This is a genomic window from Pseudomonas sp. TE3644 (genome assembly GCF_056278815.1).
In genome coordinates this window covers 4,980,367-5,007,128 of record NZ_JBWBQF010000001.1, presented here as the reverse complement: position 1 = coordinate 5,007,128, position 26,762 = coordinate 4,980,367, and the positions used below count along the sequence as shown (strand labels likewise).

Genomic DNA, 26,762 nt, shown 5'->3' with positions numbered 1-26,762 from the left:
CGATGGGGCCGATACGGTCTTCAAGCAGAAACGCGGGCATGCTCCGCCAACCGCTGGATCGCCGCATCCAGCTCATCCAGGGCTTCCTGCGCCTGGCCATCGTCCTGCTTGAGCAAGGTCTCGCTGCGCTGGCACGCCGCGCGCAGTTGCGGCACGCCGCAGTAGCGGGTGGCGCCGTGCAGGCGGTGGACGCGCTCGATGGTCAGGGTCTGGTCCTGGGCGTCGCGGGCGGCCTTGATGGCTTTGCGTTCTTCGTCCAGCGAGGCCAGCAGCATGGCCAGCATGTCGGCCGCCAGGTCCTCCTTGCCGGCGGCCAGGCGCAGGCCTTCCTCGGGGTCGAGCACGTGCAGTACGTCATCCTCGGGCGCCCAGTCGCTGCGCTCGGTGGTGCGGGTGCGCAGCACCAGGCCTGTCCATTTCAATACCACCTGGGCCAGTTGCCGGTCGCTGATGGGCTTGGTCAGGTAGTCGTCCATGCCGCTCTGCAGCAGGGCGCGCTTTTCGTTGGCCATGGCGTGGGCGGTCAGGGCGACGATGGGCAGGGCCGGGCCGGTTTGCGTGGCTTCCCACAGGCGGATTTTCTCGGTGGTCTCGCGGCCGTCCATGCCGGGCATCTGCACGTCCATCAGCACCAGGTCAAAGCGCTCCTCATCCTGCACGGCCTTGATGGCGGTCAGGCCGCTGTCCACGGCCAGTACTTCGGCGCCCAGGTCTTCCAGCAGGGTTTGCACCAGCAGCAGGTTGGCCGGGTTGTCGTCCACGCACAATACCCGTGGCGCGCGGTTGCCCAACGGTTCGCTGGTGTCGTGGCGCAGGCGCTTGGGGTTGATCAGGTCGCTCAGGCCGCGGCGCAGCTTGCGCATGCAGGCCGGCTTGGCCTGCAACTGGCTGTGCGGGTTGGGCACGGTGTCGTGGAACAGCGTCTGCTCGGTGGTGGGGCACAGCACCAGCACGCGGCAGCCCAGTTGCTCGATGTCGCGCACCTGGGTGGTCAGGCGCTCAGGCCCAACGTCATAGCTGGTCAGGCCCAGCACGGCCAGGTCGATGGGCTGGCCGGCCAGTTGCGCGGCACTCACCCCGGCCACCAGTTTCTCCATCGACGCGAAGGCGGTCACCATCAGGCCCAGGTCTTCCAGCTGGTGCTGCAAGGCCTGGCGGGCCAGTTCGTGCTGCTCGATGATGGCGATGCGGCGACCCTTGAGCGGTTCGGTGGGCAGGTCCTCGGCATCGTCACGGGCCTTGGGCAGGCGCAGGCTGATCCAGAACTCCGAGCCTTCGCCGGGAGTGCTGTCGACGCCGATCTCGCCGCCCATCTGCTCGATCAGGCGCTTGGAGATCACCAGCCCCAGGCCGGTGCCGCCCGGCTGGCGCGACAGCGAGTTATCGGCCTGGCTGAAGGCCTGGAACAGTGCGCGCACGTCCTGGGTGGACAGGCCGATGCCGGTGTCCTGCACGCTGATGCGCAGCTGCACGCCGTCGTCGTTCTCGTCTTCGAGCATGGCGCGGGCGACGATGGTGCCTTCGCGGGTGAACTTGATGGCGTTGCTGACCAGGTTGGTGAGGATCTGCTTGAGGCGCAGCGGGTCGCCGATCAGCGACAGCGGCGTGTCGCGGTACACCAGGCTGACCAGCTCCAGCTGCTTGGCGTGCGCGGCCGGTGCCAGGATGTTGAGGGTGTCCTGCAGCAGGTCGCGCAGGTTGAACGGGATGCTGTCGAGCACCAGCTTGCCGGCCTCGATCTTGGAGAAGTCGAGGATCTCGTTGATGATGCCCAGCAGGCTGTCGGCCGACTTCTCGATGGTGCCCAGGTAATCGAGCTGGCGCGGGGTGAGCTCGCTTTTCTGCAGCAAATGGGTGAAACCCAGGATGCCGTTGAGCGGGGTGCGGATCTCGTGGCTCATGTTGGCCAGGAACTCGGACTTGATGCGGCTGGCCTCCAGGGCTTCCTTGCGCGCCAGGTCCAGCTCGATGTTCTGGATCTCGATGGTTTCCAGGTTCTGGCGCACGTCTTCGGTGGCCTGGTCGACGCTGTGTTGCAGTTCTTCCTGGGCGCCTTGCAGGGTCTCGGCCATGCGGTTGATGCCGGCGGCCAATTCGTCCAGCTCGTGGCTGCCAAGGGCGGGCAGGCGGCTTTCCAGATTGCCGTCCTTGAGTTGCAGCACGGTCTGCTTGATGTGGCTGATGGGGCCGTTGATGCTGCGGCTCATGCGCAGCGCCAGCAGGGTGGTGGCCAGCAGGCCGCCGAGGATCAGCATCAGGCTGGCGAACAGCCCGCGGTACACGCGCAGCAGGGTGCCGTCATGGGACAACTCCAGCTCCACCCAGCCCAGCAGGCGGTCGGACTCGCCGGGCACTACATCGCCCGCCAGGTCGCGGTGGTGGCCGAACACCGGCAGCAGGTAGCGGGTGGCGTCGTTGCCGCTGCGTTGCAGCAGGTGGGTGCTGTTGCCGATGGGTACCGGGTTGAGCATGCTCGGGCCGGCATGGGCCAGGGAGGTACGGTCGGCGCCCAGGAACGACACGGCGCGCACGTCGGCCTGCTCCAGGGCCTGGGCAGCGATGCGCTCCAGCAGCGGCGAGTCATTGCGCGCCATGCCATGGGCCACCAGCGGCGCCAGCTGCTCGGCAATCATCTGCCCGCGGCGCAGCAACTGGGCCTCCAGTTCGGCCTGCTGCACCCAGCTGAAATAGCCCCCCAGCAGCACCGCCATCAAGCTGGCGGGCAGCAGGGCCAGCAAGAGCACGCGGCCCTTGATCCCGAGTCGTTTCAGCACGCCTGTTTCTCCCGGCCATGGCTTTCGATAATGGGCGCGAACAGCCGCGCGCCACACGGCAAAATACCTTGCCGTGGCCGCGCGTGCATCCGTTAAGGGCGCTTTCTATCGATTTTAAAGCCAGTACTGCACGCCGAACATCAGGGACTGGGCGTTGTAGCGGGTGCTGACATCCCCTGCGGGCAGGCCATTGATGTCGCCAAAGTGCGCCGCGCGGGTTTGCAGGTAGCGGTAGTCGACGGAGGCCGACCAGTGGCTGTTCAGGGGCATGGCCACGCCGGCGCCCAGTTGCCAGGTGGGTACGTCATCGCGGTGGGTGGCGCCGAACGACACGCCGTTCGCCGACAGGCCTTTGATGGTCAGGCGGGTATAGCCCAGGCCGCCGCCTATGTAAGGCTTGATGCGCGAGAAACCGTTCGGCATCGGCAGGTCATACCACAGGTTGGCCATCAGGCTGCTGCCCGCCTCCTGGCCGTTGCCCGAGGCGGTGCTGCCGCCTTCGTACACACGGTTTTCGAAGCGGTCCAGGGAGTTCTTGCGGTACGCCAGCGCCAGTTCCGGACGCAGGCCGATCGGTGAGCGCCAGCCCACCGCGGCGTCCAGGGCGTAGCCTGACGACAATGGCTGGTCGTAGTGCATTTGCACGAAGTTCAACGAGTTTTGCCGCAGATCCTGCGGGGCAACCCAGTTGGCGCCGCCCAGCAGGCTGGCATATATGCCGCTGTCTTCGGCCTGGGCAAGGGCGCTCTGGCTGCAGGCCAGGCCCAACAACAACGAGGTGGAGAGGTAACGCAGTGGCAATGCTGTCATGGGTTCAGTTCGCTTGAGACGGTGTGAGCGCCAGGGGCGCGGGGGGCAGTGACGGCAATGGCGGCTGTTGGGCCAGGGTGGCGCGCTGCTCGGCCAATGTGCGCAGGTTGCGCAGCGCCTTGCTCATGGCGCCGCGCAACAGGCCCAGCATCAGGCCGCGATACAGGAAGCTGAACCGCCCGGCGAGCCGCACGGTATGGATGACATGGGTTTCGCGTGCGCCGATGCGCCGCAGGTGATGGCTGAAATTCAGGTCCATCCCCAGCAGCCGGGCACTGTTGGTGTAGCTGTAGGTGGGTTTGACGTCCTCCAGCCGCAGCGGCATTTTCAGGCCGTTCTTGAGGGTGCACAGGCCGCGCGTGCCGGCGGCGAAGGGGCCGTCGAGCGTGCAATGGCGCACGTCGGTGTCCCACTGCGGGGCGTTGGCGAAGTCGCTCCACAGGTGCCATATCTCGGCGGCGGGCGCTTGTACGCGTATTTCCAGTCGTAGCTCGGTCATGGTTGCACCTGGGCGGTGGATTGAGGGGGGAACTGGCGCGGCTCGGTCATGCTGGCTCCAACTGCTCGCTGAGCACCTGGGCGGTCAGGCTGGCCTGGCCGAGGGGCTCGCCGTCGACCAGCAACTGGATCACCGTGCGGTTGGTCTTGAATGCCCGCTGTGTGGTGGCGGGCGCAGCAGGGGTGGCCAGGGTCAGCGTGCGTCCGCGGGGCAGCGGGCGCCGCAGGCTGAAATCCAGGGCCAGCAGGTTCATGGGGGTGTTCAGGGCAATGCCCATGGCGCCGTGGGCAACCTGCATAAAGGCCTGGCGGGCGATCTCCAGGAAATACACCATGGAGTGGCAATGCGGGTGGCCTTCGTGAAAGAAATGGCCCGCGGCGATTGCCGTGGTCAGCACCTGCCCCTGGGTGTCGATATCGCCCACCAGGATGTTCTGCGCGCGAACCTTGTGCAGCCACGCCTGGCGTGTGCAGGGGGCCACAGCGTTGGGCTGCGACGCACCGCCCTGGGCGTCGCCGCGGGCAATGGACAGGGTGCACAGGCACACCAGTTGTTCATCCTGCACCAGGCGGGCAACGAACACCTGGGTGTCGCCCTGCTGTTGCAGCTCGATCGTGACCGGGCGCTGCTTCTGGACGTAGCGGTGGAAGCGGATGCTCAAGCCATGAATGAACAGGCCATCGCCCTGCAGGCCAGGCACGGCGTACTCGCCCAGCTGCAGGGCACCCTCGATCAGCAGGATGCCGGGCACGTGGTCCAGCGGATGGTCGAAGAAGTAAGGATGGGACTCGTCCACCACCAGTTGCGCGTGCAGGCTTTGGGGGCTGCGGCGTACCACGTGCTGGATCACGCTGTGTCGCGGGTGGCGCTGCATGGGCAGCGGTGCTGCCGGTTGACGGCTGTGCTCCAGCAGGGCCTGGAGCGCGCGGCTGCGCAGTTGCAGGCTGCTGAGCAACGTCTGGGCCATGGTATCGCCCAAGGCCAGCATATCCACGCCCTCTGCCGGCTGCAGGGTTTGCCGGGGCGATATCGGCGGCGCCACGCGCGCCGGCGCGAAATTGAGCGTGAACGGCGAGCGGAGGGGGGCGGTTTCAGCTGGCGCCTGCCAGGCGCGGAGCTGTTCGGCGTGCAGCCATAGCACCACCTGGTCGCCCTGGCGGACTTCGATCAGGCGCGGTCCGGGTGCGTCGAGCAAAACGGCCAGCAGGGTGGTGATACCGCTGGCCTCGGCCAGGTAGCCGGTGGTGCCTTGCAGCGGGTCGGCAGGCGAGGCCTGCAACTGGCATTGGCTGACGGTGGTGTGGGCCGGTACTGCCAGTAGCTGGCGGGCCTGTTCAAGGCCGGGCGCCGCGTGGCCGGGCAAGGCGGCGTGCAGGCGTAGCAGGGGTGTGTGTTCGTCGTCCTGCCGGTAGCGGCGCAAGGCCAGGACGCCCATGCCCTCACCCTGAGCAACGGATGCCTGGTGTGCCTGCCGGACTTCCACGGCGCCACTCAGGAAGCGCCCGGCGCCCAGCAACAGGGTGTCGATGCCCTGTTCAAACCATTGCGGTGCGGCCAGCAGGGTGTGCCAGAACAGCCCGGCGGTGCCCGCCAGTGTCTGGTGGAAACCACGCAGGTCAAAGATCTTGGCCGGGTAGCCGGACAGCATGCAGGGCAACATGGTGGCTACGTCGGCTACTTCGATGCCGGGCGCGGCGCTGCCGGCGTCGCGGTAGTGCCCGCTGGCGGCGCTGTAGGCGTTGGTGAAGCGCTCACCGCCCATGTTGCAGCACATGATCATCGCGGTGCTGCTGTTACCCGCTACCCCTGGCAGCCGACGCAGCAGGTGCCCGACACGGTCGGCAATCAACAGTTTGAACGGGTCGATGTGGTTCAGCGGTTTGGGCCCCATGCCGTAGCCGTGGATATCAATGACGCGGTTGTCACTCAGGAAATGCCCGTACAGGGGCGGCTGGCCGTCCAGGCTGTCGCCGAAGCGCCCGCTGGGAAAGGCGCGCGGCTGGGCCGGTGGCTGATGAAGTTGCCCGGCCAGTTCGTGCAGTGAGCCGGCGTGGGCAAAAGCGGCCTCCGCCTCGACCACCATCAGGTCCAGGGGCACGACCGCCGAGGGGGCAGGCACCGGGGCGGCGGGCTGTGGCCGGTATTCTTCCACCACCACATGGGCGTTGGCGCCGCCGAAGCCGAAGCTGGATATGCCGATGCGCAGCGGTTCGTCGACCGCTGGCAGTGGGCAGGCGGCAGAGGTCGCCAGCCGCAGGCACGTGGCGTCCAGTTTGGCGCTGGCGGGGTAGTCAACCTGTGGCGGAACCTGGCGATGGGCGAGCATCAACAGGGCCTTGGCCAGTGCCGGGCCGCCCGCCGCTGCCAGGGTGTGGCCGATGGTGGTCTTGATCGAGCCCAGGGTCAGCGGCCGGTCGTCGGCCCGGTGTGCGCCGAAGAAGCGCTGCAGTGAGCCCAGTTCCGTGGCGTCGCCCAGGGGCGTGCCGGTGCCATGGCTTTCCAGGTAGCTGGCGCTGGCGGGGTCCAGGCCGGCCCATGCCCGTTGGTAGGCGGTGTACTGGGCCCGCTCGCCCGGGGCGAACGCCGAGCCTTCGGCGCCGTCCGCCGACAGGCCGACGGCTTGCAGCCGCGCCAATGGCTGACGCCCTGCGTTCACGGCGCAGTCCGGGGGTTCGAGCAGGAAGGCGACCGCGCATTCCCCAGGGACAATGCCGTCGGCGTCCTGGCCGAATGCCTGGAGACGGGCGCGGGGCGAGAAGGCGGTCAGCTGCGAGAACCCCAGAAAGAGCGCGGGCGGCATCAGCGTGTTCAGTGCCATCACCACGACCTGGTCGGCCTGGCCGCTGCTGATCAGTGCCCCGGCCATGTCCAGGGCATAGGGGAACGAGCTGCAGGCGGTGTCTACGGTCAGGGCCGGGCCCCCCAGGTGCGCCTCGGCGGCCAGGCGGGCGATCTGTTGCGCAGGGGTCAGGCCCGCCGCGGCAGGGTCGCCGGCGCTGGCGATGAAGTAGCTTTCGTCGCTCCAGGATGTGGCGACGATCAGCGCCGTACGTTGGCGGTCCAGGCCTTGGCACTGGGCCAACAGGCTGTCGAGCACCTGCTGGCCGATCCCCAGTTGTCGTCCCTGGTGCAGCGTCCCGGTGTGGGCGTCATCGGCCAGGGCAAAGGCGTTGTGCAGGTAAACGCGATCCTTGCTGCCGGGGCGTGGGTGGTAAATGCTGTCGGCGTCCAGGTTCCAGCGTGGCAGCAATGATTGGCTGCTGGCGCTGCGGCCGCTTTGCAGCAACTCCCACAGGCCTTCGATGCTGTCGGCGCCCGGGAAGCGGCCGGCCATGGCGCTGAAGCACAGCGCCGGTTTGTTCGAGGCGGTTGCCGTCATGACGATCTCCTTATGTGTGACGGTGCTGCCGAAGGCGGCTTCAGCTCATGCGGGCCAGCAGGTCCAGGGTTTCGCTGGAGTTGCGTCGCGACATCAGCGCCTCGCCGGCGAAGGCGCTGGTTTTGCAGGCCTGGGCCATGTTCTGGCACAGCGCCGCGCGGTCGAAGCCGTTCAATCCCAGCTCGGCGAACGGCTGGGTGCTGTCGGTGGCCGCCGTGGTACTGAGCAGCGGCGTCATGGCCTCTGCCAGCAAGGTGTCGTGGCCGGGCAACGGGGGGCGCGTGTCATCGCGCAGCAGGGCCTTGATCTGCTCGATGGTTTGCTGGGCACAGCGGCTGTCGGCGAGGGCGCTTTCGTGGGCCTTAAGGCGTGGCCATTGCTGACTGAGCAGGTCGAGGAAATCCAGGCGGATCAGTGAATCCAGGCCCTGTTCTTCATAAGCCTGCCGTGGATCGAGATCGCCGATGGCGAAGCCGGTGATGCTGGCCAGGTGCGCCATGACCTGGGTGTGCACGTCCTGGTCATCGGGTTGCTCACCGTGCGTGGCGGCTGCCTGCGGGGTGGGCTGAGCCTGCAGCATGGCCAGCACGGCGGCCGGCGTGGCCAGGTCGAAAAAGGCGCTGGCGTGTTCGCAGGCTTCGGGGAAGGCCTTGGCCATGGCGTCGAACAGGTCGACCCGGCTCAGCGAGTCCAGCCCAAGCGCATCGAAGCGCTGGCCCAGGTCGATGGCGGCGCTGGGCTGACCGATGAGCGCGCTGATTTCATCGCGCAGCCACTGCTGCGGGCCGGCCTGGGGTTCAGGCAGGGGGCTGTTGGCGGCCGCCTGGGGGGCGGGCACGCTGGACACCACGGTGGGTGGCGGCACAGGGGCAGTGACCAGGCGCACGGCCGGGCTGTGCTGGTTCAGGTACAGGCTCTGCACCACTTGCCGATGGGCGTCCAGGTAGTGCGAGGTGACTGTCTGGGCCTGCTCCAGCAGGCGCATTAGCACGCTTTCGCGCGATTCATGGGTATCGCACAGTGAATCGATGATTTTGCCCGAGAGATCGAAGTAGCTCTGGGCGATCTTGCCATTTGAAACGATGAAATCCTGAACCACATTATCAAGTGCTGCACGCATGGAGTTGCCTCATAAAAATGGAGATGAACGTGACCTTGCCGCCGCAGGTGGGCGGCAGGTCGTTTCGGCAATGGCATCAGTCAGGGGGCGCTCAGGCGGGCTGGGGCTCCGGCACCCGTGCCATGGCGGCGGCGGGCGTTATTGTTTTTATGAGGCCTGAGCGCAGCTGCAGGAAGCTGGTCAGGGCCAGGGGGGCCAGGCCCTGGAAGGCAATGTAGCCATCAGGGCGGATCAGCATCAGGCTGCCGGCGGGCGCGTGATAGCGCCTGTGCAGGCGCCAGTCGGGGTCCAGCAGGGTGCGCTGGTGGGGGGCGAAGTCGTTGCTGTCCAGGGCGTCCAGTACACAGAACGCCTGCACTGCGGGGTAGTCGCGCTCCACCTGGGCGGCCAGTTGGCGGTGGCCCTGCAGCCACGGGGAGAACTGGTCGGCGCCGGTGAAGATCAGCAGGGTGAAACCCTGGCCAAACAGGTCCAGCAGGTGGCTGGGCAGCGAGTCGGCCTGGCTTTGCCACAACTGCACGTCGGGGGCCAGTTGGCCGGCCAGCGGCGCGCGGCCGTTGTATGGCTGCTTGTCGCCTTTGCGCTTCCAGTCATTGCGCTGTTTGGGCGTCAGCGACTGCTGAATGTATTCGCTGGGCGTGTAGTGGTACTGGTGGCCGGAAATCATCGAGGGCAGCACGCGCTGGACCTTCTTGCGGCGTGTCAGCAGGGGCAGCAGGTTGTCACGCGCCCACACCAGGGCACGTTTTTGCACGGTAATCAGGGACGTCAGCCGGTGCGCGGTATTTTCCACTTCCAGCGCCACCGGGTAGCGCTCCTGGTGGTAGCTGTCGAGCAGCGAGGCGTCGCTGTAGCCCTTGTCGACGAACGCCAGCTTCCACGCCAGGTTGTAAGCTTCGGAGATGCCCAGGTTCATCCACTGGCCGCCAATCGGGCTGCCGATGTGAGCGCTGTCGCCCAGCAGGAACACCGAGCCTTTCTGCATGTGCTGCACGCGGCGGTGCTGGAACGAGGCGATGGTGGTGGACGACAGGTTGGACAGGGTCATGCGCTGGCCACGGCCTTCGCACAGGCGCTGGAAATTCTCCAGGGTCAGGGGCGGGCGGTCGGCTTCGTCGGCCGGCAGGTCGTAGGGCATTTCGATGAACAGGCGGTAGCGCGACTGAGCGTTGATCGGTGCCACGGCCACATAGCCCTGGGTGGCGCCCAGGAAAAAGGCACCCTCGTCCTGGCTGCCGTCCCACTGGATGTCGGCATCGGCGAGCATGAAGAAGCGCTCGTAGAACGCGCCCTCGAAGGTCATGCCCAGTTGTTTGCGAATCGGGCTGCGCGCGCCGTCGCAGGCGGCTACCCAGCGGGCGCTCAGGTGCTCCTCGCCCCTGTCGGCGTGCACCAGGCGTACGGCTGCGTGGTCGTCACCCTGCAGCAATTGGGTCAGCTCGGTGTTCCATTCCACTTCCACCCCCAACGCCTCCAGGCGCTGCAGCAGAATCGCTTCGGTCTTGGGCTGGGGCAGGCTGAGCAGCATGCGGTAAGGCGCCTGCAACTGGGCGAAGTCGTAATTGAGGATGCGCTTGCCGTCGGACTGCACCGAGAACTGGTTGATGCTGAAGCCCTGTGCCACGGCCTGCTCGGCCACCCCCATGGTGCGGAAGATTTCCAGGGTGCGCGAGTGCACGGCAATGGCTTTGGTGGCCGTGGAGGGCCCGGCGTTTTTCTCGATGATGCGAAACGCCACGCCGCGCTGTTTGAGCAGGATGGCGAGCGTCAGCCCTACGGGGCCGGCACCGACGATCAGAACGGCAGGCGATGACGGGCGCGGAGTGCTGTTGGGGGCTTCGCTGGGCATTGGGCTGTTCATCGATCAGTACCAGTTGCGATAGAAGGGGAACGTGGCGGCGTCCAGCAGGGCGGCGTCACCGGAAGAATCGCCGTAGGCGTAGATGTCGTAGTCCTCGAGGTTGCCGACACAGGCGCGCAGGCGGGTGACCTTTTCCCGGTCCACGCAATTGCGTCCGTCCAGGCCGCCGGTCAGCCCGTGCTTGTCGGTGGCAAGGCGGGTGCCGCACACGTGGTCAAAGCCCACCATGGCGCCCCAGGGGCCCAGGTAATTCTCGGGTGAGTTGCTGACCAGCGCCGTGACATGGCCCCGCGCCTGATGCCATTGCAGGCGCCGCAGTGCGTCGGGGCGTAGCCAGTGGACCAGGTGTTCGGTGATGAAAAAGCGCGCATGCTCGCGCTCCTGATCCACCCCCAGCCCCTTGAGGTAGCGCTGGATGAAGGACAGCCGCGCTTCCATCAGCGGCACCACCCCCAGCAGTACGCCGGCCATTTTTGGCAGCATCGGTACCATGCGCAGCCAGAAGCGCGGGCTGCCTTCGATAAAGCGCATGTAGCGCCAGAACGTGTGGCGGTCGGTGAGGGTGCCGTCGAAGTCGAAGACGGCAAGCACCGGGCGTGAGGTTTCAACTTGCATGGGCGGGCTCCATGAGGGGGACGATTCCGATGGCGCGCGGCAGTTTGAAACTGCACAGGTGGCGGGCCAGCACAGCATTGAGTTCGGCGGGGGCGAGGCTTTCGCTGCACTGCACGCTGAGGTACAGCACGTTGACCTGTTTGTGGTCGGCGACCACGTAGGCCTTGGCCGCGGTGACGTGGGGGTGCTTGAGGGCGACAGCTTCGATTTCGCTGAAGTCGATCATCTGCGCCTTGATCTTCGAGATGCGCAGGCGCTGGCAGTAGAAAAACACGTGGCCGCTGGCGTCGCGCCACACCAGGTCCCCGGTGTGCAGCCAACCGTCGCGGACAAAACGCGCGCTGACCTCGGGTTCCGCATCGTAGCCCTCGAACACCATGGGGCCGCGAATCAGCAATTCGCCGATCTGGCCGGTTCGTACCGGCTCACCTTCGCTGTCCACGACCTGCAATTGCACATCGCGCACGGGCCGGCCCATGGCGCCGGTTGAGCCGGGTTGCAGCGAACTCTGGACCAGCATCGGCATGCTTTCGGTCAGGCCATAGCCTTGCAGCACCGCCGCGCAGCCCAGCAGGTCGCCCAGTTTGCGGCCTTCCTCGGCTGGCAGGTGGCTGCCCCCCGAGTACAGCATCAACTGGGGGTGCAGCGGCAGTGGCGCGGACTTGCGCTTGGCCAGGCGCAGATTGAAATAGCGAATCACGTCCGGCACCAGGCAGGCGAACGTCACTTGATGCTGCGACAGCACCTCGGCCAGGTCCCGGTTGAGCAGGGTGTTGGTCATCAGCAGCGTGGCACCGATGCTCAACGGGAAAACCAGCATCACCGACAGGCCGAAAATCGCATACAGCGGCAGTGTCACCAGGTGGACCGAGCCCACGCCCTGTGGGTGGAAGTGTTCGTGCAGGCCATCGCTGGACAGGGTCAGGTCCAGGTACCGATGGGGCACCCCCAGCGGCCGACCAAGGCCGCGGTAGGTGTATTGAATGGACGCGATCGGGTTGCCCTGGGGCAGCACCAGGGGGGCTGGCCGTACTGTCAGGCTGCCCAGGGCCACGGCGTTGTCCGGCAGCGCCGCCTGCGCGTTGGCCGGGTCGATCAGCAACGTCTGGCGTATTGGCGCCTGGCCCAGCGCGGCAGCATGCTGCTCGGCCAATTCGGCCAGGGTAATCACCACGGCGGGGCGTGCGGCGCGCAGTACCCCGGCCATCTCGAAGGGGGTCAATTTGTAGTTGAGAATGACCGGGGTCGCGCCGCTGCCCAGCAAGGCCAGGTAGAAGGCAATGAATGCCGCGCCGTTGGGCAACATCAGCGCCACGCGCTCGCCTTCGGTGACGGCCAGCGTGTCCAGGGCACCTTTGCACTGGCGAGCGTATTCGTGCAGTTGCCCGTAGGTGAAGTCGGCGTCGCTTTCGTCCAGGTTGCGAATAGCGCACTGGTCTGGATGGGAATGGGCGAACTCAATGAAACGATGCACAAAGCCGGGTTGGGGTGAAATAGGTGCCATTGCTGCAAAACCTCCTTCCTGGTTCAGGGGCGGTGCTTAGTCGAGCGTTGAAAGCGGGGCGCCGTTGTCGGCCAGATAGTCGTTGTCGCGGTACCACGTGAGCGTGTCGGCCAGGGTCTGTTCCACCGGCCGGAAGCTGCAGCCCAGTTCCCGGGCGCTTTTGTCGTGGCTGAAGTGGGTGCGGCCGCGCTCCTGGGCCATCAACTTGACCGTCGAGGTGCTGATCAGTACCGGCTTGCCAGTGATCAGGTGGTACACCTCGTACACGGAGGCGATCAGCCGCAGCATCGCCAGCGGTACCTTGCGTTGCGGCGCGGGTACGCCGCTGACGCTGGCCAGTGCCTTGAAAATGCTGCCCATGTCCATGTGCCGGCCGGCGGCCAGGTACCGTTCACCGCTACGGCCTTTCTCGGCGGCCGCGATCAGGTGCAGGGCAACGTCCCGGGCATCGACCACCGAGAACGTGCCTGGCAATACACCGGGCAACTTGCGCTGGACGAAATCGAGCAGGAATTGCCCCGAGGACGTAGGCCCGATGTCGCCGGGGCCGAACATCCAGCCGGGCAGCACCATGCTGATCGACATGTCGGGGTGCTGGCGCAGGAACTCATGCACCACCTGCTCGGAAAGGATCTTGCTGCGGTAGTAATCATCGGCGCCGTGTTCGGGGCGCGACATGGTCTCGTCGATCAAATCGTCGGGGCCGCCCTGCAGTACGGCGATGGAGGAAACGTGCACGGCCTGGCGGACACCGGCCTTATACGCGGCGGCCAACAGTAGTTCGGTGGCCTTGACGTTAGTGTCGTAGAGCATTTGCCAGTGTTTACCACCCTTGTAACTGTCACGGAAGTACGCGGCGGTGTGCAGCAGGGTGTCACAGCCCTGCAAGTGCTGACTGAATTTTTCCACTTCCAACAAGTTGCCCTGTATCCATTCGACGGGCAGATCGCCAAATTGCTTTCTGGCTTTTTCCACGGATCGCACCAGCGCTTTGACTTTGATGTTGCGCTGCAGAAGTGTATGTACCGTGTTGTTTCCCAATAAGCCGGTTGCACCGGTTACAAATGCACATTCCATTGAAAGACCTGCTTGATAACACGCTTCGGTGGGGTGGACCCAGACCTGTGCGCTGTGCCCAGGGGGCGCCGCCAGGTCCGTGGCTGAAGCGATTAAAGACCATTCGGTATTCAAAAATCAAGCGGTATTTAATTGGTCATTAAGGACTGGTACCAAAGTCGTAATTATTGGTTAAGTTACTGATTTATATGAAGTTTATACGGTTATTCGCGCTGTTTGCACAACGCTTCCAGGCTGCTAAAATGGCTAGCAATATGAAAAAATGTGTCAGGGTGCCTAGGTTTTTGTCGAGGTGGTACGATGGTTTCAGTTGTGCCGGCAGGGGTTGAGGGCGCGTGCCCATGAGGGGTAATGGCCATTACTTTGGAATCAGTTGTCGAACGCTTTTTTTGCCGATGCATGCCCAATGTTGGGATGATGGGTTATCATGAATCTGAAATAAATTGTTACCTGCCTGCTGTTGTGGTTTCGGGATGTCTCGCCAACTATTCATCCTTTCAGCGTTAAAGTCTGGAGTTTCAAGTGTTGATAAAAACTAGAATGGGTCGGGAAGAAAAACAGCAATATACCCGCGAGAAACTCTTTGAGGCTGCCACCGAACTTATGGTCAGCAAGGGCTATCATGCGGCCAGCGTTAGCGATATTGCAGAAACCGCCGGCTTTTCCAAAGGTGCGTTCTTTTCCAACTTTGCCAGCAAGGCCGATTTGCTGGTGGCACTTACCCAGCGCTTCAAGGGCGTGGAGATCGATCGCCTGGCCAGTGCGCTGAGCTCAGGCGCCTCGGCTGCCGAGCTCAGCCAGGGGCTTGTGGTGTACATCGACAACCTGAAGAACAACAAGGCCTGTGTGATTCTGGACGTGGAGCTGCAGTTGATCGCGGCCCGCGACGAGTCGTTCGCCCGCCACTACCACGACTTGCACCAGCAAAACAGTGAAGCGCTGGGTGAGCTGATCGAGATGATCTTCAACCACCATGGCAAGCGCGCGCCCATGGAGCGCAGTGTCCTCGCCATGTTGTTCACCGCCTTGTCCGAAGGCCTGGTGCTGCAGGGGCACAGTGATCCGGCCCAGCAAATCAAGCTGGTGCTCGAAGCCCTGGTGGAGCATGCCGCGCCGCTGTGAATGCTGACCGGACGACGGGCGGTTGCTTGCTGGCAACGGGATCACTGATAATTGGTTATTGATAATCAGTGCCAGATGCCAATGAATCCTGTAAGCAATTGTGTCGGCAATATCCTCGCCATCGAAGACGATCCGGTGCTGGGCGCCTATGTGCATCAGGAGCTGGGCCGCTGCGGCTTCCAGGTCACCTGGTGCCAGAACGGCAGCGATGGCCTGGCCCTGGCCCGCGGCGAGGGGTTCGACGTAGTGCTGATGGATATTCTGCTGCCCGGCATGAATGGTCTGGACGTGCTGCAGCACCTGCGTGAGCACTCGGCCACGCCGGTGATCCTGATGTCGGCGCTGGGGGCCGAGGCCGACCGCATCACGGGGTTCCGCCGCGGCGCCGATGACTATTTGCCCAAGCCGTTCAGCGTCGACGAATTGCAGGTGCGGGTAGAGGCGATCATGCGCCGGGTGGCCCTGGAGCGTCGCCGTACCCAGCCACCTGCGCGGGTGGAGGCAGCAGCCGATGAGTTGTGCTTTCACGACCAGCATTCCGACATCAGCTTCAGCGGCCGTGCGGGCGGGTTGACCCGCAGCGAGTTCCGCCTGCTGGACACCCTCAATCGCCATGCCGACGAGGTGTTGAGCAAGGCCTTCCTTTATCAGCACGTGCTGCAGCGCGGCTACGTGCAGCACGACCGCAGCCTGGACATGCACGTCAGCCAGATCCGCCGCAAACTCAAGGCCGTGGGCTACCTGGCCCGCGAGGTGCGTACGGTGTGGGGCAAAGGCTACGTGTTCAGCGCCAGCGAGGCGCTGTGATGCCGGGCCGTCAGTCGCTGTTCTGGAAGCTGGTGGTACTGCTGATCGCGTTCTGCCTGTTGATGATCTGGTTGAGCTGGTCGTGGGGCCGGTATATGGAGACCCAGAACGCCTTCCTGTCCGAGCCTGCCAAGGCGGTGCTCAGCCACTATGCCGAAGATGCCGAGCAGGCCTGGGAGCAGGGCGGCACGGCGGGCGTCGACGCCTGGCTGGCCAGCATGGCCGCTCAGGAACAGGGCTGGATGGGCGTGATCGGCCGCGATCTGCAACCCCTGGGCAGCCGGCCGCTGACTGACGCCCAGGCCCAGCGCATGACCTTTCTGCGTGGCCTGGACTGGCCGGTGAGCCGGCGCAGCATGGGCCTGCCGTGGCTGCGCATACCGTTCCCGCACAACCCCGTGGCCGGCAGCCTGGTGATCGAATTGCCCGAGCGCCTGATGCCGGGCCGGTTTGCCTTGCTGTGGCACGTGACCATCACCGGCCTTATCCCCGGGCTGTTTACCTTCCTGTTGTGCGTGGGCCTGTATCGGTTGCTGATCGCGCCGCTCAACCGTCTGCGCGAACAGGCCAACGCCTGGCGCGCCGACCCGTTGCAGGGGCGCCTGACCGCCCAGGCCACCAGCCGCGCCGATGAGCTGGGTGAGCTGGGTCGCGCCTTCGATCACATGGCCGAGCGCCTGCAAAGCACCGTGGCCCTGCAACGCCAGCTATTGCGCGATCTGTCCCATGAGTTGCGCACGCCGCTGAGCCGCCTGCGCGTGGCCAGCGACAGCGAGCAGGACTGCGCGCGCCTGCGGGACCGTGTACAGCGCGAGGTGCAGGGCATGCAGCGCCTGGTCGACGATACCCTGCAACTGGCCTGGCTGGACACCGAGCGCAAGGCACCGTCCCTGGAGCCCATCCAGGTACAGGCGCTGTGGGAAATGCTCGCCGAAAACGCGTGTTACGAAAGCGGCTGGCCGGCCAGCCAACTGCACTGCACCGTCAGTGCCGACTGCTGGGTGCAGGGCAACCTCAACACCCTGGCCCAGGCGCTGGAGAACATCCTGCGCAACGCCATCCGCCATTCCCCGGCGCGCGGCGTGATCAGCCTGCATGGCCAGCGCGAGGGCGACCAGTGGCTGCTGTCGCTGGAAGACCAGGGCGGCGGCGTGGCCGAAGGCGACTTGGAGCGCATTTTTCACCCGTTCATCCGCCTGGACGGTGCGCGCCCCGGCGATGGCGGCTTTGGCCTGGGCCTGAGCATCGCCCGCAACGCCCTGACCCGCCAGGGCGGGGCCTTGTGGGCGCAAAACACCGGTGCCGGCCTGCGCTTGAACCTGCGCGTAGCAGCTGCTTATAGCTGAATGGAATTAAGCCCGCACTTTGCGTGATATGGCCGCGGGGCGTTTGCCGGTATGATAGGCGCCCCCGCAGTCCGGATTGCGAAATCGCCATGACCCTGCAGTACCCAACCATCGCCGATTGCGTCGGCAACACGCCGCTGGTGCGCTTGCAGCGCCTGGCCGGTGAAACCAGCAATATTCTGCTGCTCAAGCTTGAAGGCAATAACCCGGCAGGTTCCGTGAAGGACCGCCCGGCGCTGTCGATGATCACCCGCGCCGAAGCGCGTGGGCAGATCCAGCCCGGCGACACCCTGATCGAAGCGACCTCTGGCAACACCGGTATTGCCTTGGCCATGGCGGCGGCGATCAAGGGTTACAAGATGATCCTGATCATGCCCGACAACTCCACCGCCGAGCGCAAGGCTGCCATGACCGCCTATGGCGCCGAGCTGATCCTGGTGACCAAGGAGCAGGGCATGGAAGGCGCCCGCGACCTGGCCGAACGCCTGCAGGCCGAAGGCCGCGGCAAGGTGCTGGACCAGTTCGCCAACGGCGACAACCCCGAGGCGCACTACACCAGCACCGGCCCGGAAATCTGGCGGCAGACCAACGGCACCATCACCCATTTCGTCAGCTCCATGGGCACCACCGGTACCATCATGGGCACGTCGCGCTACCTCAAGGAGCAGAACCCCGACGTGCAGATCGTCGGCCTGCAACCGATGGAAGGCTCGGCCATCCCCGGCATCCGCCGCTGGCCCACCGAGTACCTGCCCAAGATCTACCAGGCTGACCGCGTGGACCGTATCGTCGACATGGCCCAGGCCGAGGCCGAAGACATCACCCGCCGCCTGGCGCGTGAGGAAGGCATCTTCTGCGGCGTGTCCTCGGGCGGTGCCGTGGCGGCCATGCTGCGCCTGTCGCAGGAAGTGGAGAACGCCACCATCGTGGCGATCATCTGCGACCGCGGCGACCGCTACCTGTCCAGCGGCATTTTCGATGCGCCCAACTGATGGCTAAGAAGAATGTCGGCCTGCGCTTCCAGCCTGCGGGCGGCCAGCGCGCCGTGCAGGTGCCCACGGGCAAGAAGCAGCGCCTGGATATCGAACGCCTGAGCAACGACGGCCGCGGCATTGCCTTCCTGGAAGGGCGCACTTGGTTCGTGCTGGGCGCCCTGGCCGGCGAGCAGGTGGAAGCGCGCGTGCTCAACGCCCACGGCAAGGTGGTGGAGGCACGCACCGAAAAGGTGCTCAAGGCCAGCGCCATGCGCCGTCCTGCCCCGTGTGCCCACGCCGACCGCTGCGGCGGTTGCAGCGTGCAGCACGTGCCGCGCGAAGAACAGCTTGCACTCAAACAGCGCATGCTCGCCGAGCACCTGCAGCGTGCCGGCAACATTGCGCCGCCACAGTGGGATGCGCCGCTGACCGGGCCCGAATTCGGCTACCGCCGCCGCGCCCGCGTGGCCGTGCGCTGGGACGTGAAGGCCCGCAAGCTGGACGTCGGCTTCCGCGCCGCCGCCAGCCAGGACATCGTTGCCATCGCCGATTGCCCGGTGCTGGTACAGCCCTTGCAACCGATCATGAGTGGCTTGCCCGCCGTGCTGCAAGGTTTGAACAAGCCCCAGGCCATCGGCCATGTGGAGCTGTTCGCCGGCACTGCGCTGTGCGTGCTGGTGCGCCACACCGCGCCCTTGCCTGAAGGCGATCTGCAGGCCTTGCTGGCGTTCTGCGCCCAGCACGACGCGCAGCTGTGGTTACAGGGCGAAGGCGCGCCGCAGCCGGTGCAGGAAGACGCAGTGCTGGGCTTTGCCCTGGCGCCGTGGAACCTGACCCTGGCTTATCGCCCGAGCGATTTTGTGCAGGTCAACGAGGCGGTCAATACCGCGATGATCGAACAGGCCCTGGCCTGGCTCGACCCGCAACCCCAGGAGCGCGTGCTGGATCTATTCTGTGGTTTGGGCAACTTTGCGTTGCCGTTGGCGACACGGGTAAAGGACGTGGTGGCAGTGGAAGGTGTGCAGGTCATGGTCGACCGGGCGGCAGCCAATGCGCTCAGCAACAATCTGCATAACGTGAAGGTTTTTCAGGCCGATTTGTCGCAGCCGCTGGCTGGGGCAGACTGGGCCGCCGGGGGCTTTTCTGCGGTACTCTTGGACCCACCGCGCGACGGTGCTTTCGAGGTGGTCAGGAACATCCCGGCACTGGGTGCCAAGCGATTGGTGTATGTGTCCTGCAACCCGGCAACTTTGGCCCGCGATGCGGTCGAATTGATCAAGCAGGGCTACCGGTTAAAACGTGCCGCAATCCTCGATATGTTCCCCCAGACAGCGCATGTCGAGGCGATGGCGTTATTTGAAGCGGACCAGGAAGGTCCGTCTAATCCGACTGGTGCTTGAAAGCAAGACCTTCGCCGGCCCAGCGAAGGTCAAAGCCAGCGATCTGTGGGCGCGTTAGCAACGCGTCATAGGGAAGGTAAAAGATGGTACAGGTGAGAGCACACCAGCCGATCAACACCGACGGCAGTATCAATCTCGATGCATGGCTCGATCATATCGTCAGCGTCGATCTGGCGCTGGACCGTGAAGCCCTGAAGACTGCCTGCGAGTTCGCCCTGCAGGCCGAGCAGCAAGGCAACAAGGCCAAGCATTCATGGGCCGACGGGACCTCGTGTTTCCAGGCCGGCCTGGAAATTGCCGAAATCCTTGCCGACCTCAAGCTGGACCAGGACACCCTGGTGGCAGCCGTCATCTACCGCGCCGTGCGCGAAGGCCGCGTGACCCTGGCCGACGTGGGCCAGCGCTTTGGCTCGGTGGTCACCAAGCTGATCGACGGCGTGCTGCGCATGGCCGCCATCAGCGCCAGCCTCAGCCCGCGCCAGTCGCTGGTGCTGGGCAGCCAGGGCCAGGTGGAAAACCTGCGCAAAATGCTGGTGGCCATGGTCGACGACGTGCGCGTGGCGCTGATCAAGCTGGCCGAACGTACCTGCGCCATCCGCGCCGTGAAAAACGCCGACGAAGAAAAGCGCAACCGCGTGGCCCGCGAGGTGTTCGACATCTACGCGCCGCTGGCCCACCGCCTGGGCATCGGCCATATCAAGTGGGAGCTGGAGGACTTGTCCTTCCGCTACCTGGAGCCCGACCAGTACAAACAGATCGCCAAGCTGCTGCACGAACGGCGGCTGGACCGCGAGCGCTTCATCAGCGACGTGATGACCCAGTTGCAGAACGAGCTGTTGGCCACGGGCGTGAAGGCCGACATCAGCGGCCGCGCCAAGCACATCTACTCCATCTGGCGCAAAATGCAGCGCAAGGGCCTGGAGTTCAGCCAGATCTACGACGTGCGCGCGGTGCGCGTGCTGGTGCCGGAAATGCGCGACTGCTACACCGCGCTGGGCATCGTCCACACCTTGTGGCGGCACATTCCTAAGGAGTTCGACGACTACATCGCCAACCCCAAGGAAAACGGCTACCGCTCGCTGCACACCGCCGTGATCGGCCCCGAGGGCAAGGTGCTGGAAGTGCAGATCCGCACCCACGCCATGCATGAAGAAGCCGAGCTGGGCGTGTGTGCGCACTGGCGCTACAAGGGCACCGACGTCAAGTCGGGCTCCAACCACTACGAAGAGAAAATCTCGTGGCTGCGCCAGGTGCTGGAATGGCACGAAGAGCTGGGCGACATTGGCGGGCTGGCCGAACAGCTGCGCGTGGACATCGAGCCTGACCGCGTCTACGTGTTCACCCCCGACGGCCACGCCATCGACCTGCCCAAGGGTGCCACGCCGCTGGACTTCGCCTACCGCGTGCACACCGAGATCGGCCACAACTGCCGTGGCGCCAAGATCAACGGCCGCATCGTGCCGCTTAACTACAGCCTGCAGACCGGCGAGCAGGTGGAGATCATCACCAGCAAGCACGGCACGCCGAGCCGCGACTGGCTGAACTCCAACCTGGGCTACGTGACCACCTCGCGCGCCCGGGCCAAGATTGTGCACTGGTTCAAGCTGCAGGCACGCGACCAGAACGTGGCGGCCGGCAAGACCTTGCTGGAGCGCGAGCTGAGCCGCCTGGGCCTGCCCCAGGTGGACTTCGAGCAGCTGGCCGACAAGGCCAACCACAAGACCGCCGAGGACATGTTCGCGGCACTTGGCGCGGGCGACCTGCGCCTTGCGCACCTGGTCAACTCGGCCCAGCAACTGGTGGAGCCGGAGCGCGGCAACGAGCAGCTGGAGCTGATACCGCGCAAGTCCAGCACCGGTTACAAGCCGGGCAAGCGTGGCGACATCCAGATCCAGGGCGTGGGCAACCTGATGACGCAGATGGCCGGCTGCTGCCAGCCGCTGCCGGGCGACGCCATCGTCGGCTACATCACCCAGGGCCGTGGGGTGAGCATTCACCGCCAGGACTGCGCCTCGGTGCTGCAACTGTCCGGCCGTGAGCCTGAGCGCATCATCCAGGTCAGCTGGGGCCCGGTGCCGGTGCTCACCTACCCGGTGGACATCATCATCCGTGCGTACGACCGTTCCGGGCTGTTGCGTGACGTCTCCCAGGTGCTGCTCAACGAGCGCATCAACGTGCTGGCGGTGAACACCCGCTCGAACAAGGAAGACAACACCGCGCTGATGTCGCTGACCATCGAGATCCCCGGGCTGGATGCCCTGGGGCGCTTGCTGGGGCGTATCTCGCAGTTGCCGAACATCATCGAGACCCGCCGCAACCGTACCCCTTGAGTGATTTTCGCTAATCCTGGGGATTGCATTGCCGGGAGCCCACGCAATTCGTAGCAGCGGCCGTCAGGTCGCGTCACAGGCGCCGCGCACTGGCTGACCCACCGCGCCGCTTGTGACGCAGCCTTCGGCAGCTGCTACAGAGGCGGGGGGCACACTGAGGTATACAGGAACATTCCGATGTATTCACTTGAAGACTTGCTGCACCTCATGGCCCGCCTGCGCGACCCGCAGTACGGATGCCCGTGGGACATCAAGCAGACCTACACCACCATCGTGCCCTACACCCTGGAAGAAGCCTACGAGGTGGCCGACGCCATCGAGCGCGGCGACTTCCAGCATCTGCAGGGCGAATTGGGCGACTTGCTGTTTCAGGTGGTGTATTACAGCCAGCTGGCGCGTGAAGAGGGCCGGTTCGAGTTCGACGGCGTGGTCGACAGCATCACCCGCAAGCTGATCCGTCGCCACCCTCACGTGTTTCCCACCGGCGACCTTTATGCGCCGCTGGATACCCCGCGCCTGACCGAGGAGCAGGTCAAGCACCGCTGGGAAGAGATCAAGGCCCAGGAGCGCGCCGAGAAGGCCGAAGCGCCCGAGCAGCTGTCCTTGCTCGACGACGTGCCCCACGCCTTGCCGGCCCTGGCCCGCTCGGCCAAGCTGCAGAAGCGCGCCGCCGGCGTCGGCTTCGACTGGCCCGAAGCCCTGCCGGTGCTGGACAAGGTGCGCGAAGAGCTGGACGAAGTGCTGGAAGCCATGGCCGGTGACGACAAGGCCGCGGTGGCCGAGGAGATCGGCGACCTGCTGTTCAGCGTGGTCAACCTGGCCCGTCACCTCAAGGTCGACCCGGAAAATGCCCTGCGTGGCGCCAATGGCAAATTCGAAAGACGCTTCCGTTTTATCGAACAGGCATTGCGCGACACCCACCGACCCATTGAAAATTGCACCCTGGAAGAGTTGGACGCCCTGTGGGGCGAGGCCAAACGTCAGGAAAAGAACCTGCCCAGCTGTGGCTGAGCCCGTTGCATAAGTGAGCCCGTACATGAGCATCTCTCTTCGTGACCAATTGCTGAAAGCCGGCCTGGTCAACCAGAAACAGGTCAAGCAAGCCAGCAAGACCCAGCAGAAACAGAAACGCCTGGAGCATAAAGGCCAGGTGGAAGTCGATGACACCCAGCAGCGCCTGGCCAAGGAAGCGATGGCCGAGAAGGTCAAGCGCGACCAGGAGCTGAACCGCCAGCAGCAGGAAAAGGCCGAGGAAAAGGCCCGTGCCGCCCAGGTCAAGCAATTGATCGAAGTGTCGCGCCTGCCCAAGCTGAACACCGAGGACTACTACAACTTCGTCGACGACAAGAAGGTCAAGCGCCTGTCGGTCAACGCCCTGATGCGTGCCAAGCTGAGCTCGGGCTCGCTGGCCATCGTGCATCACGCTGGCGGCTACGAAGTGATTCCGCGTGAGGCGGCCCTGAAGATCCAGGAGCGCGCGCCGGAGCGTATCGTGCTGCTCAACGTGGTGACCGAAGAGCCGGATGCGGATGACCCGTACGCCGCCTACGTCATCCCGGATGACCTGATGTGGTAAGCCACGCCAGATAAACAAAACCCCGCCTAGGCGGGGTTTTTTGTTGAAGGCAGTCAAGTCTGCAAACAATTACTGGTGGGAGCGCTGGGCTTCCAGGTTTTCCAGTTCGGCCTTATAGCTCTGGGCGTCGTTCTCGTTGTGGAACATGCCGACCAGCAGGTCTTGTTGGTACACGTCCCAGATACGGATGCCCGCGGCAACACCCTCGTGGGACATATGTGAATCGTCGCGTTCGGTTACTTTAACAGTCATTTGAAAGCTCCAATTTCTCAAGTTCTGCAGCAAGGCTCTGCAGGACTCTTTTATAGAATTTGTTAGCTTCCTAAGTAAACAGCTGATTTCTGCAAGGGTTTTTTGCGAAATTTGCGCGAATGGCTGGAAGGCCCGTGATAGAAGGCCTGCGGCGGTTTGTCGCACCCTGTGCGGGCTACATGAAAGTATCTTCATATTGCTTTATGGAACAAAAAAAGCCCCGCAATGGCGGGGCTCTGTATTCGTCTTGGTAGGAGCAGGCCTTGGCCGCGATGAGGCCCGACCTGTAATCGGTGGTGCCTGCATCGCGACCAAGGTCGGCTCCTACCAATGAACCCCTGCGGGGCTTTTATTCCTCGTCGCCCATGCTCGACTGCAGGTAGTTCTCCAGGCTGACCTTGTCGATCAGGCCCAGTTGGGTCTCCAGCCAGTCGATGTGTTCTTCCTGGTCTTCCAGGATGTCTTCCAGCATGTCGCGGCTGCCGAAGTCACCGCTGGTTTCGCAGTGGGCGATGGCGGCCTTGATGTCGGTGTGGGCCTTGCGCTCGATCTTCAAGTCGCACTCCAGCATTTCGCGGGTGTGCTCGCCGATCAGGATCTTGCCCAGCTCTTGCAGGTTGGGAATGCCTTCCAGGAACAGGATGCGCTTGATCAGTTTGTCAGCGTCCTTCATGGCCTGGATGGATTCTTTGTATTCGAACTTGCCCAGCTTGTTCAGGCCCCAGTCTTCATACATGCGTGCATGCAGAAAGTATTGGTTGATGGCGATGAGCTCGTTCCCGAGGATCTTGTTGAGATGCTGGATGACGCTGATATCGCCTTTCATGATGGGGTCCTGTCCTGGTTATGTGGTGCCAATGACGGAAGTTTGAGCCCGACAACTTCCGCTGTCAAACCTAAGTTATTGAATAATATATAAAAATTAATCGGAATAAGAATGTTTGAGTTCTGCATCCAGCGCGTAACTAGTTGAATTGCAGGCATAAAAAAACCGGACACAGGGTCCGGTTCTTCAAAATGGGGTGTTTCAGGCGGCGGTAAATTCTACCGGGTAGGGCAGGGCGGCCTGTGTGGCTTGCAGCTCGGTGAGCGTTTCGCGTACCACCTGCTTGGCCAGGCACGCGCATTTACCGCATTGTGAGGCCACACCCAAGGTCTGGCGGACGTCCTTGTAGCTGCAGCATCCTTCATAGATCGCGTCACGGATCTGACCGTCGGTCACACCTTGGCAGAGGCAAACATACATAGGGGTACACACCGTCGCTGTGTCGTCTTGATGCGGTGAGACTAATCGTAATGAGAATGCTTGTCAAAACAACTTCGCATTATAAATGTGAGGGGTGATGAGTGGTCATGCCTACCGCTGTAGCCGCTGCCGCCAGGCTGCGCTGGGCCAGTGCCTCGCTGGTAACCTTCAGGGTTCACACCGGCCAGCGCAGCCTGGCGGCAGCGGCTACACCGGTAATGAAAACGGCGCCCGAAGGCGCCGTTGGCAATGCGGAAGGCTCGATCAATGATCAAAATCTTCCCAACCGCCCATTTCCTTCCAGCGGTTGACGATGCCGCAGAACAGCTCGGCCGTCTTCTCGGTGTCGTAACGCGCCGAGTGCGCCTCACGGCCATCGAAGTCGATGTCGGCGGCCTGGCAGGCCTTGGCCAGCACGGTCTGGCCGTAAGCCAGGCCAGCCAGCGTCGCGGTGTCGAAGCTGGAGAAGGGGTGGAACGGGTTGCGCTTGAGGTCGTTGCGCGCCACGGCGGCGTTGAGGAACCCCAAATCGAAGCTGGCGTTGTGGCCCACCAGCACTGCGCGTTTGCAGCCGTTGGACTTAAGCGACTTGCGGATGCTGCGGAAGATCTCGGTCAGCGCCGACTCTTCGCTGACCGCCATGCGCAGCGGGTGGTCCAGCTTGATGCCGGTGAACTCCAGCGCTGCGGCTTCAATGTTGGCGCCCTCGAACGGCTCCACACGGAAGAACAGTGTGTGCTCGGGGTACAGGAAGCCCATCTCGTCCATGCCGATGATGGTGGCGGCAATTTCCAGCAGGGCGTCGGTGGCGCTGTTGAAGCCGCCGGTCTCGACATCGACCACGACCGGCAGGTAACCGCGGAAACGCGCCGCCATGGGGTGGCGCGAGGCGCTGCTGCCGCTGTCCAGGTCTTCGTCGAATTGGTCTTCACTCACGCGTTTTGCTCCAGCAGACGCCAGCGCAGTTTTTCACCGGCGCGCAGCGGGATGACGGACAGCTCGCCGAACGGCAGGCTGGCCGGGGCAGTCCACTCTTCGCGGACCAGGGTGATGCGGTCGGTGTTCACCGGCAGGCCGTAGAACGCCGGGCCAAACAGGCTGGCAAAGCCTTCCAGTTTGTCCAGGGCATTGCGCTGTTCGAACGCTTCGGCGTACATCTCGATGGCAGCGTAAGCGGTGTAGCAACCCGCACAGCCGCAGGCGTTTTCCTTGGCGTGCTGGGCGTGAGGCGCCGAGTCGGTGCCCAGGAAGAACTTCGGGCTGCCGCTGGTAGCCGCGTCCAGCAGCGCCACCTGGTGGGTGTTGCGCTTCAGGATGGGCAGGCAGTAGAAGTGCGGACGAATGCCGCCTACCAGCATGTGGTTGCGGTTGTACAGCAGGTGGTGCGCGGTGATGGTGGCCGCCACGTTGGCCGAGGCCTCGTTGACGAACTGCACGGCATCGCCGGTAGTGATGTGTTCGAACACTACCTTCAGGGTAGGGAAGCGTTCCACTACACGGCGCATGTGCTCGTCGATGAACTGCTTCTCGCGGTCGAACACGTCGACTTCGCCACGGGTCACTTCACCGTGCACCAGCAGCAGCATGCCCACTTCGGCCATGGCTTCCAGTACCGGGAAGATCTTGTCGATGCTGGTCACGCCCGAATCGGAGTTGGTGGTGGCGCCGGCCGGGTACAGCTTGGCGGCGTGCACGAAGCCGCTGGCCTTGGCGGCGCGGATCTCGTCGGGGGTGGTCAGGTCGGTGAGGTAGAGCACCATCAACGGCTGGAACTGGCTGCCGGCCGGGCGTGCGGCCAGGATGCGCTGACGGTAGGCGTCGGCTTCCTCGGCATTGCGTACCGGTGGGACCAGGTTGGGCATGATGATTGCGCGGCCAAAAGTGCGCGCTACGTCGCCGACGGTGTGGGGCAACACGGCGCCATCACGAAGGTGGATGTGCCAGTCATCGGGACGCAGGAGGGTCAGGCGGTCGGACATTGGGGGGGTTCCAGGCGGTTCGAACTCGGGGGAATGCTACCGCAAATGGCCTCGGCAGGCACTCGCTATCAAGTTTTGCCGACGACGTCCG

22 protein-coding genes are annotated in these 26,762 nt (G+C 64.3%); 8 read left to right on the top strand and 14 right to left on the bottom strand.

What is annotated here, in order from left to right; translation table 11 throughout:
* Positions 1-20: 20 nt before the first annotated feature.
* The 9 genes from ACZ9GA_RS22060 to ACZ9GA_RS22020 form a co-directional block, all read right to left on the bottom strand.
* Positions 21-2,774, bottom strand: a complete 2,754-nt coding sequence (locus tag ACZ9GA_RS22060; protein ID WP_457360756.1) for a response regulator — start codon at positions 2,772-2,774, stop codon at positions 21-23.
* Between the two features lie 114 nt (positions 2,775-2,888).
* Positions 2,889-3,584, bottom strand: coding sequence for an outer membrane protein (locus ACZ9GA_RS22055; RefSeq protein ID WP_457360757.1), 696 nt, complete (start codon positions 3,582-3,584; stop codon positions 2,889-2,891).
* 4 nt (positions 3,585-3,588) lie between these two features.
* Positions 3,589-4,083: an SRPBCC family protein gene (locus ACZ9GA_RS22050; protein WP_457360758.1), complete on the bottom strand. Its 495-nt coding sequence runs from the start codon at positions 4,081-4,083 to the stop codon at positions 3,589-3,591.
* 46 nt (positions 4,084-4,129) lie between these two features.
* A complete protein-coding gene (locus tag ACZ9GA_RS22045; protein ID WP_457360759.1) occupies positions 4,130-7,462 on the bottom strand; it encodes a beta-ketoacyl synthase N-terminal-like domain-containing protein in 3,333 nt (1,110 codons plus the stop codon).
* A gap of 40 nt (positions 7,463-7,502) precedes the next feature.
* A complete protein-coding gene (locus ACZ9GA_RS22040) occupies positions 7,503-8,582 on the bottom strand; it encodes an acyl carrier protein (protein ID WP_457360760.1) in 1,080 nt (359 codons plus the stop codon).
* A gap of 91 nt (positions 8,583-8,673) precedes the next feature.
* Positions 8,674-10,443: an FAD-dependent monooxygenase gene (locus ACZ9GA_RS22035; RefSeq protein WP_457360761.1), complete on the bottom strand. Its 1,770-nt coding sequence runs from the start codon at positions 10,441-10,443 to the stop codon at positions 8,674-8,676.
* 3 nt (positions 10,444-10,446) lie between these two features.
* Positions 10,447-11,058 carry an HAD family hydrolase gene (locus ACZ9GA_RS22030; RefSeq protein ID WP_457360762.1) on the bottom strand — a complete coding sequence of 204 codons (612 nt, stop codon included), beginning with the start codon at positions 11,056-11,058 and terminating at the stop codon, positions 10,447-10,449.
* Complete coding sequence (locus tag ACZ9GA_RS22025; protein WP_457360763.1) at positions 11,048-12,562, bottom strand: class I adenylate-forming enzyme family protein; 1,515 nt, start codon at positions 12,560-12,562, stop codon at positions 11,048-11,050. The genes ACZ9GA_RS22030 and ACZ9GA_RS22025 overlap by 11 nt, the downstream gene beginning before the upstream one ends.
* A 36-nt stretch (positions 12,563-12,598) precedes the next feature.
* Positions 12,599-13,639, bottom strand: a complete 1,041-nt coding sequence (locus ACZ9GA_RS22020) for an SDR family oxidoreductase (protein ID WP_457360764.1) — start codon at positions 13,637-13,639, stop codon at positions 12,599-12,601.
* A gap of 540 nt (positions 13,640-14,179) precedes the next feature.
* Between ACZ9GA_RS22020 and ACZ9GA_RS22015 the strand changes: the two genes are divergently transcribed.
* From ACZ9GA_RS22015 to ACZ9GA_RS21980, 8 genes are all read left to right on the top strand, one after another.
* Positions 14,180-14,761 (top strand): TetR/AcrR family transcriptional regulator, encoded by a 582-nt coding sequence (locus tag ACZ9GA_RS22015; protein WP_457360765.1) that lies wholly within the window; start codon positions 14,180-14,182, stop codon positions 14,759-14,761.
* An 81-nt stretch (positions 14,762-14,842) separates the two neighbouring features.
* On the top strand, positions 14,843-15,568 hold the full coding sequence (locus tag ACZ9GA_RS22010) for a response regulator transcription factor (RefSeq protein WP_457360766.1): 726 nt from the start codon (positions 14,843-14,845) through the stop codon (positions 15,566-15,568).
* Positions 15,568-16,914 (top strand): HAMP domain-containing sensor histidine kinase, encoded by a 1,347-nt coding sequence (locus ACZ9GA_RS22005; protein ID WP_457360767.1) that lies wholly within the window; start codon positions 15,568-15,570, stop codon positions 16,912-16,914. The genes ACZ9GA_RS22010 and ACZ9GA_RS22005 overlap by 1 nt, the downstream gene beginning before the upstream one ends.
* An 89-nt stretch (positions 16,915-17,003) precedes the next feature.
* Positions 17,004-17,906 (top strand): cysteine synthase CysM, encoded by a 903-nt coding sequence (cysM, locus tag ACZ9GA_RS22000; RefSeq protein WP_457360768.1) that lies wholly within the window; start codon positions 17,004-17,006, stop codon positions 17,904-17,906.
* On the top strand, positions 17,906-19,288 hold the full coding sequence (rlmD, locus tag ACZ9GA_RS21995) for a 23S rRNA (uracil(1939)-C(5))-methyltransferase RlmD (RefSeq protein ID WP_457360769.1): 1,383 nt from the start codon (positions 17,906-17,908) through the stop codon (positions 19,286-19,288). The genes cysM and rlmD overlap by 1 nt, the downstream gene beginning before the upstream one ends.
* Before the next feature lie 83 nt (positions 19,289-19,371).
* Positions 19,372-21,618 carry a GTP diphosphokinase gene (relA, locus tag ACZ9GA_RS21990; RefSeq protein WP_457360770.1) on the top strand — a complete coding sequence of 749 codons (2,247 nt, stop codon included), beginning with the start codon at positions 19,372-19,374 and terminating at the stop codon, positions 21,616-21,618.
* Between the two features lie 177 nt (positions 21,619-21,795).
* Positions 21,796-22,629, top strand: coding sequence for a nucleoside triphosphate pyrophosphohydrolase (gene mazG, locus ACZ9GA_RS21985; RefSeq protein WP_457360771.1), 834 nt, complete (start codon positions 21,796-21,798; stop codon positions 22,627-22,629).
* Between the two features lie 25 nt (positions 22,630-22,654).
* The gene (locus ACZ9GA_RS21980; protein WP_457360772.1) at positions 22,655-23,194 is read left to right on the top strand and encodes a DUF2058 domain-containing protein; all 540 of its coding nucleotides are present in this window, start codon (positions 22,655-22,657) and stop codon (positions 23,192-23,194) included.
* A gap of 69 nt (positions 23,195-23,263) precedes the next feature.
* On the opposite strand, the gene ACZ9GA_RS21975 is transcribed toward ACZ9GA_RS21980, so the two are convergent.
* The 5 genes from ACZ9GA_RS21975 to pyrC form a co-directional block, all read right to left on the bottom strand.
* On the bottom strand, positions 23,264-23,446 hold the full coding sequence (locus ACZ9GA_RS21975) for a hypothetical protein (protein WP_457360773.1): 183 nt from the start codon (positions 23,444-23,446) through the stop codon (positions 23,264-23,266).
* A 349-nt stretch (positions 23,447-23,795) separates the two neighbouring features.
* Positions 23,796-24,272 (bottom strand): bacterioferritin, encoded by a 477-nt coding sequence (bfr, locus tag ACZ9GA_RS21970; protein ID WP_457360774.1) that lies wholly within the window; start codon positions 24,270-24,272, stop codon positions 23,796-23,798.
* Positions 24,273-24,473: 201 nt separating this feature from the next.
* Positions 24,474-24,692, bottom strand: coding sequence for a bacterioferritin-associated ferredoxin (locus ACZ9GA_RS21965; RefSeq protein WP_008365903.1), 219 nt, complete (start codon positions 24,690-24,692; stop codon positions 24,474-24,476).
* A 264-nt stretch (positions 24,693-24,956) separates the two neighbouring features.
* The gene (rnt, locus tag ACZ9GA_RS21960; RefSeq protein ID WP_416426392.1) at positions 24,957-25,628 is read right to left on the bottom strand and encodes a ribonuclease T; all 672 of its coding nucleotides are present in this window, start codon (positions 25,626-25,628) and stop codon (positions 24,957-24,959) included.
* On the bottom strand, positions 25,625-26,671 hold the full coding sequence (pyrC, locus tag ACZ9GA_RS21955) for a dihydroorotase (protein ID WP_457360775.1): 1,047 nt from the start codon (positions 26,669-26,671) through the stop codon (positions 25,625-25,627). Before pyrC ends, rnt begins: the two co-directional genes overlap by 4 nt.
* Between the last annotated feature and the right edge of the window lie 91 nt (positions 26,672-26,762).

What these genes read in the sequence shown, in the direction of transcription:
- ACZ9GA_RS22050 (WP_457360758.1), bottom strand. Translation starts at nt 4,083, where the DNA reads ATGACCGAGCTACGACTGGAAATACGCGTACAAGCGCCCGCCGCCGAG.
- bfr (WP_457360774.1), bottom strand. Translation starts at nt 24,272, where the DNA reads ATGAAAGGCGATATCAGCGTCATCCAGCATCTCAACAAGATCCTCGGG.
- ACZ9GA_RS22020 (WP_457360764.1), bottom strand. Translation starts at nt 13,639, where the DNA reads ATGGAATGTGCATTTGTAACCGGTGCAACCGGCTTATTGGGAAACAAC.
- ACZ9GA_RS22025 (WP_457360763.1), bottom strand. Translation starts at nt 12,562, where the DNA reads ATGGCACCTATTTCACCCCAACCCGGCTTTGTGCATCGTTTCATTGAG.
- pyrC (WP_457360775.1), bottom strand. Translation starts at nt 26,671, where the DNA reads ATGTCCGACCGCCTGACCCTCCTGCGTCCCGATGACTGGCACATCCAC.
- ACZ9GA_RS22040 (WP_457360760.1), bottom strand. Translation starts at nt 8,582, where the DNA reads ATGCGTGCAGCACTTGATAATGTGGTTCAGGATTTCATCGTTTCAAAT.
- ACZ9GA_RS22015 (WP_457360765.1), top strand. Translation starts at nt 14,180, where the DNA reads ATGGGTCGGGAAGAAAAACAGCAATATACCCGCGAGAAACTCTTTGAG.
- ACZ9GA_RS22035 (WP_457360761.1), bottom strand. Translation starts at nt 10,443, where the DNA reads ATGAACAGCCCAATGCCCAGCGAAGCCCCCAACAGCACTCCGCGCCCG.
- ACZ9GA_RS22005 (WP_457360767.1), top strand. Translation starts at nt 15,568, where the DNA reads ATGCCGGGCCGTCAGTCGCTGTTCTGGAAGCTGGTGGTACTGCTGATC.
- ACZ9GA_RS22010 (WP_457360766.1), top strand. Translation starts at nt 14,843, where the DNA reads ATGAATCCTGTAAGCAATTGTGTCGGCAATATCCTCGCCATCGAAGAC.
- ACZ9GA_RS21975 (WP_457360773.1), bottom strand. Translation starts at nt 23,446, where the DNA reads ATGACTGTTAAAGTAACCGAACGCGACGATTCACATATGTCCCACGAG.
- ACZ9GA_RS22030 (WP_457360762.1), bottom strand. Translation starts at nt 11,058, where the DNA reads ATGCAAGTTGAAACCTCACGCCCGGTGCTTGCCGTCTTCGACTTCGAC.
- rlmD (WP_457360769.1), top strand. Translation starts at nt 17,906, where the DNA reads ATGGCTAAGAAGAATGTCGGCCTGCGCTTCCAGCCTGCGGGCGGCCAG.
- ACZ9GA_RS22045 (WP_457360759.1), bottom strand. Translation starts at nt 7,462, where the DNA reads ATGACGGCAACCGCCTCGAACAAACCGGCGCTGTGCTTCAGCGCCATG.
- mazG (WP_457360771.1), top strand. Translation starts at nt 21,796, where the DNA reads ATGTATTCACTTGAAGACTTGCTGCACCTCATGGCCCGCCTGCGCGAC.
- ACZ9GA_RS21965 (WP_008365903.1), bottom strand. Translation starts at nt 24,692, where the DNA reads ATGTATGTTTGCCTCTGCCAAGGTGTGACCGACGGTCAGATCCGTGAC.
- ACZ9GA_RS21980 (WP_457360772.1), top strand. Translation starts at nt 22,655, where the DNA reads ATGAGCATCTCTCTTCGTGACCAATTGCTGAAAGCCGGCCTGGTCAAC.
- relA (WP_457360770.1), top strand. Translation starts at nt 19,372, where the DNA reads ATGGTACAGGTGAGAGCACACCAGCCGATCAACACCGACGGCAGTATC.
- ACZ9GA_RS22055 (WP_457360757.1), bottom strand. Translation starts at nt 3,584, where the DNA reads ATGACAGCATTGCCACTGCGTTACCTCTCCACCTCGTTGTTGTTGGGC.
- cysM (WP_457360768.1), top strand. Translation starts at nt 17,004, where the DNA reads ATGACCCTGCAGTACCCAACCATCGCCGATTGCGTCGGCAACACGCCG.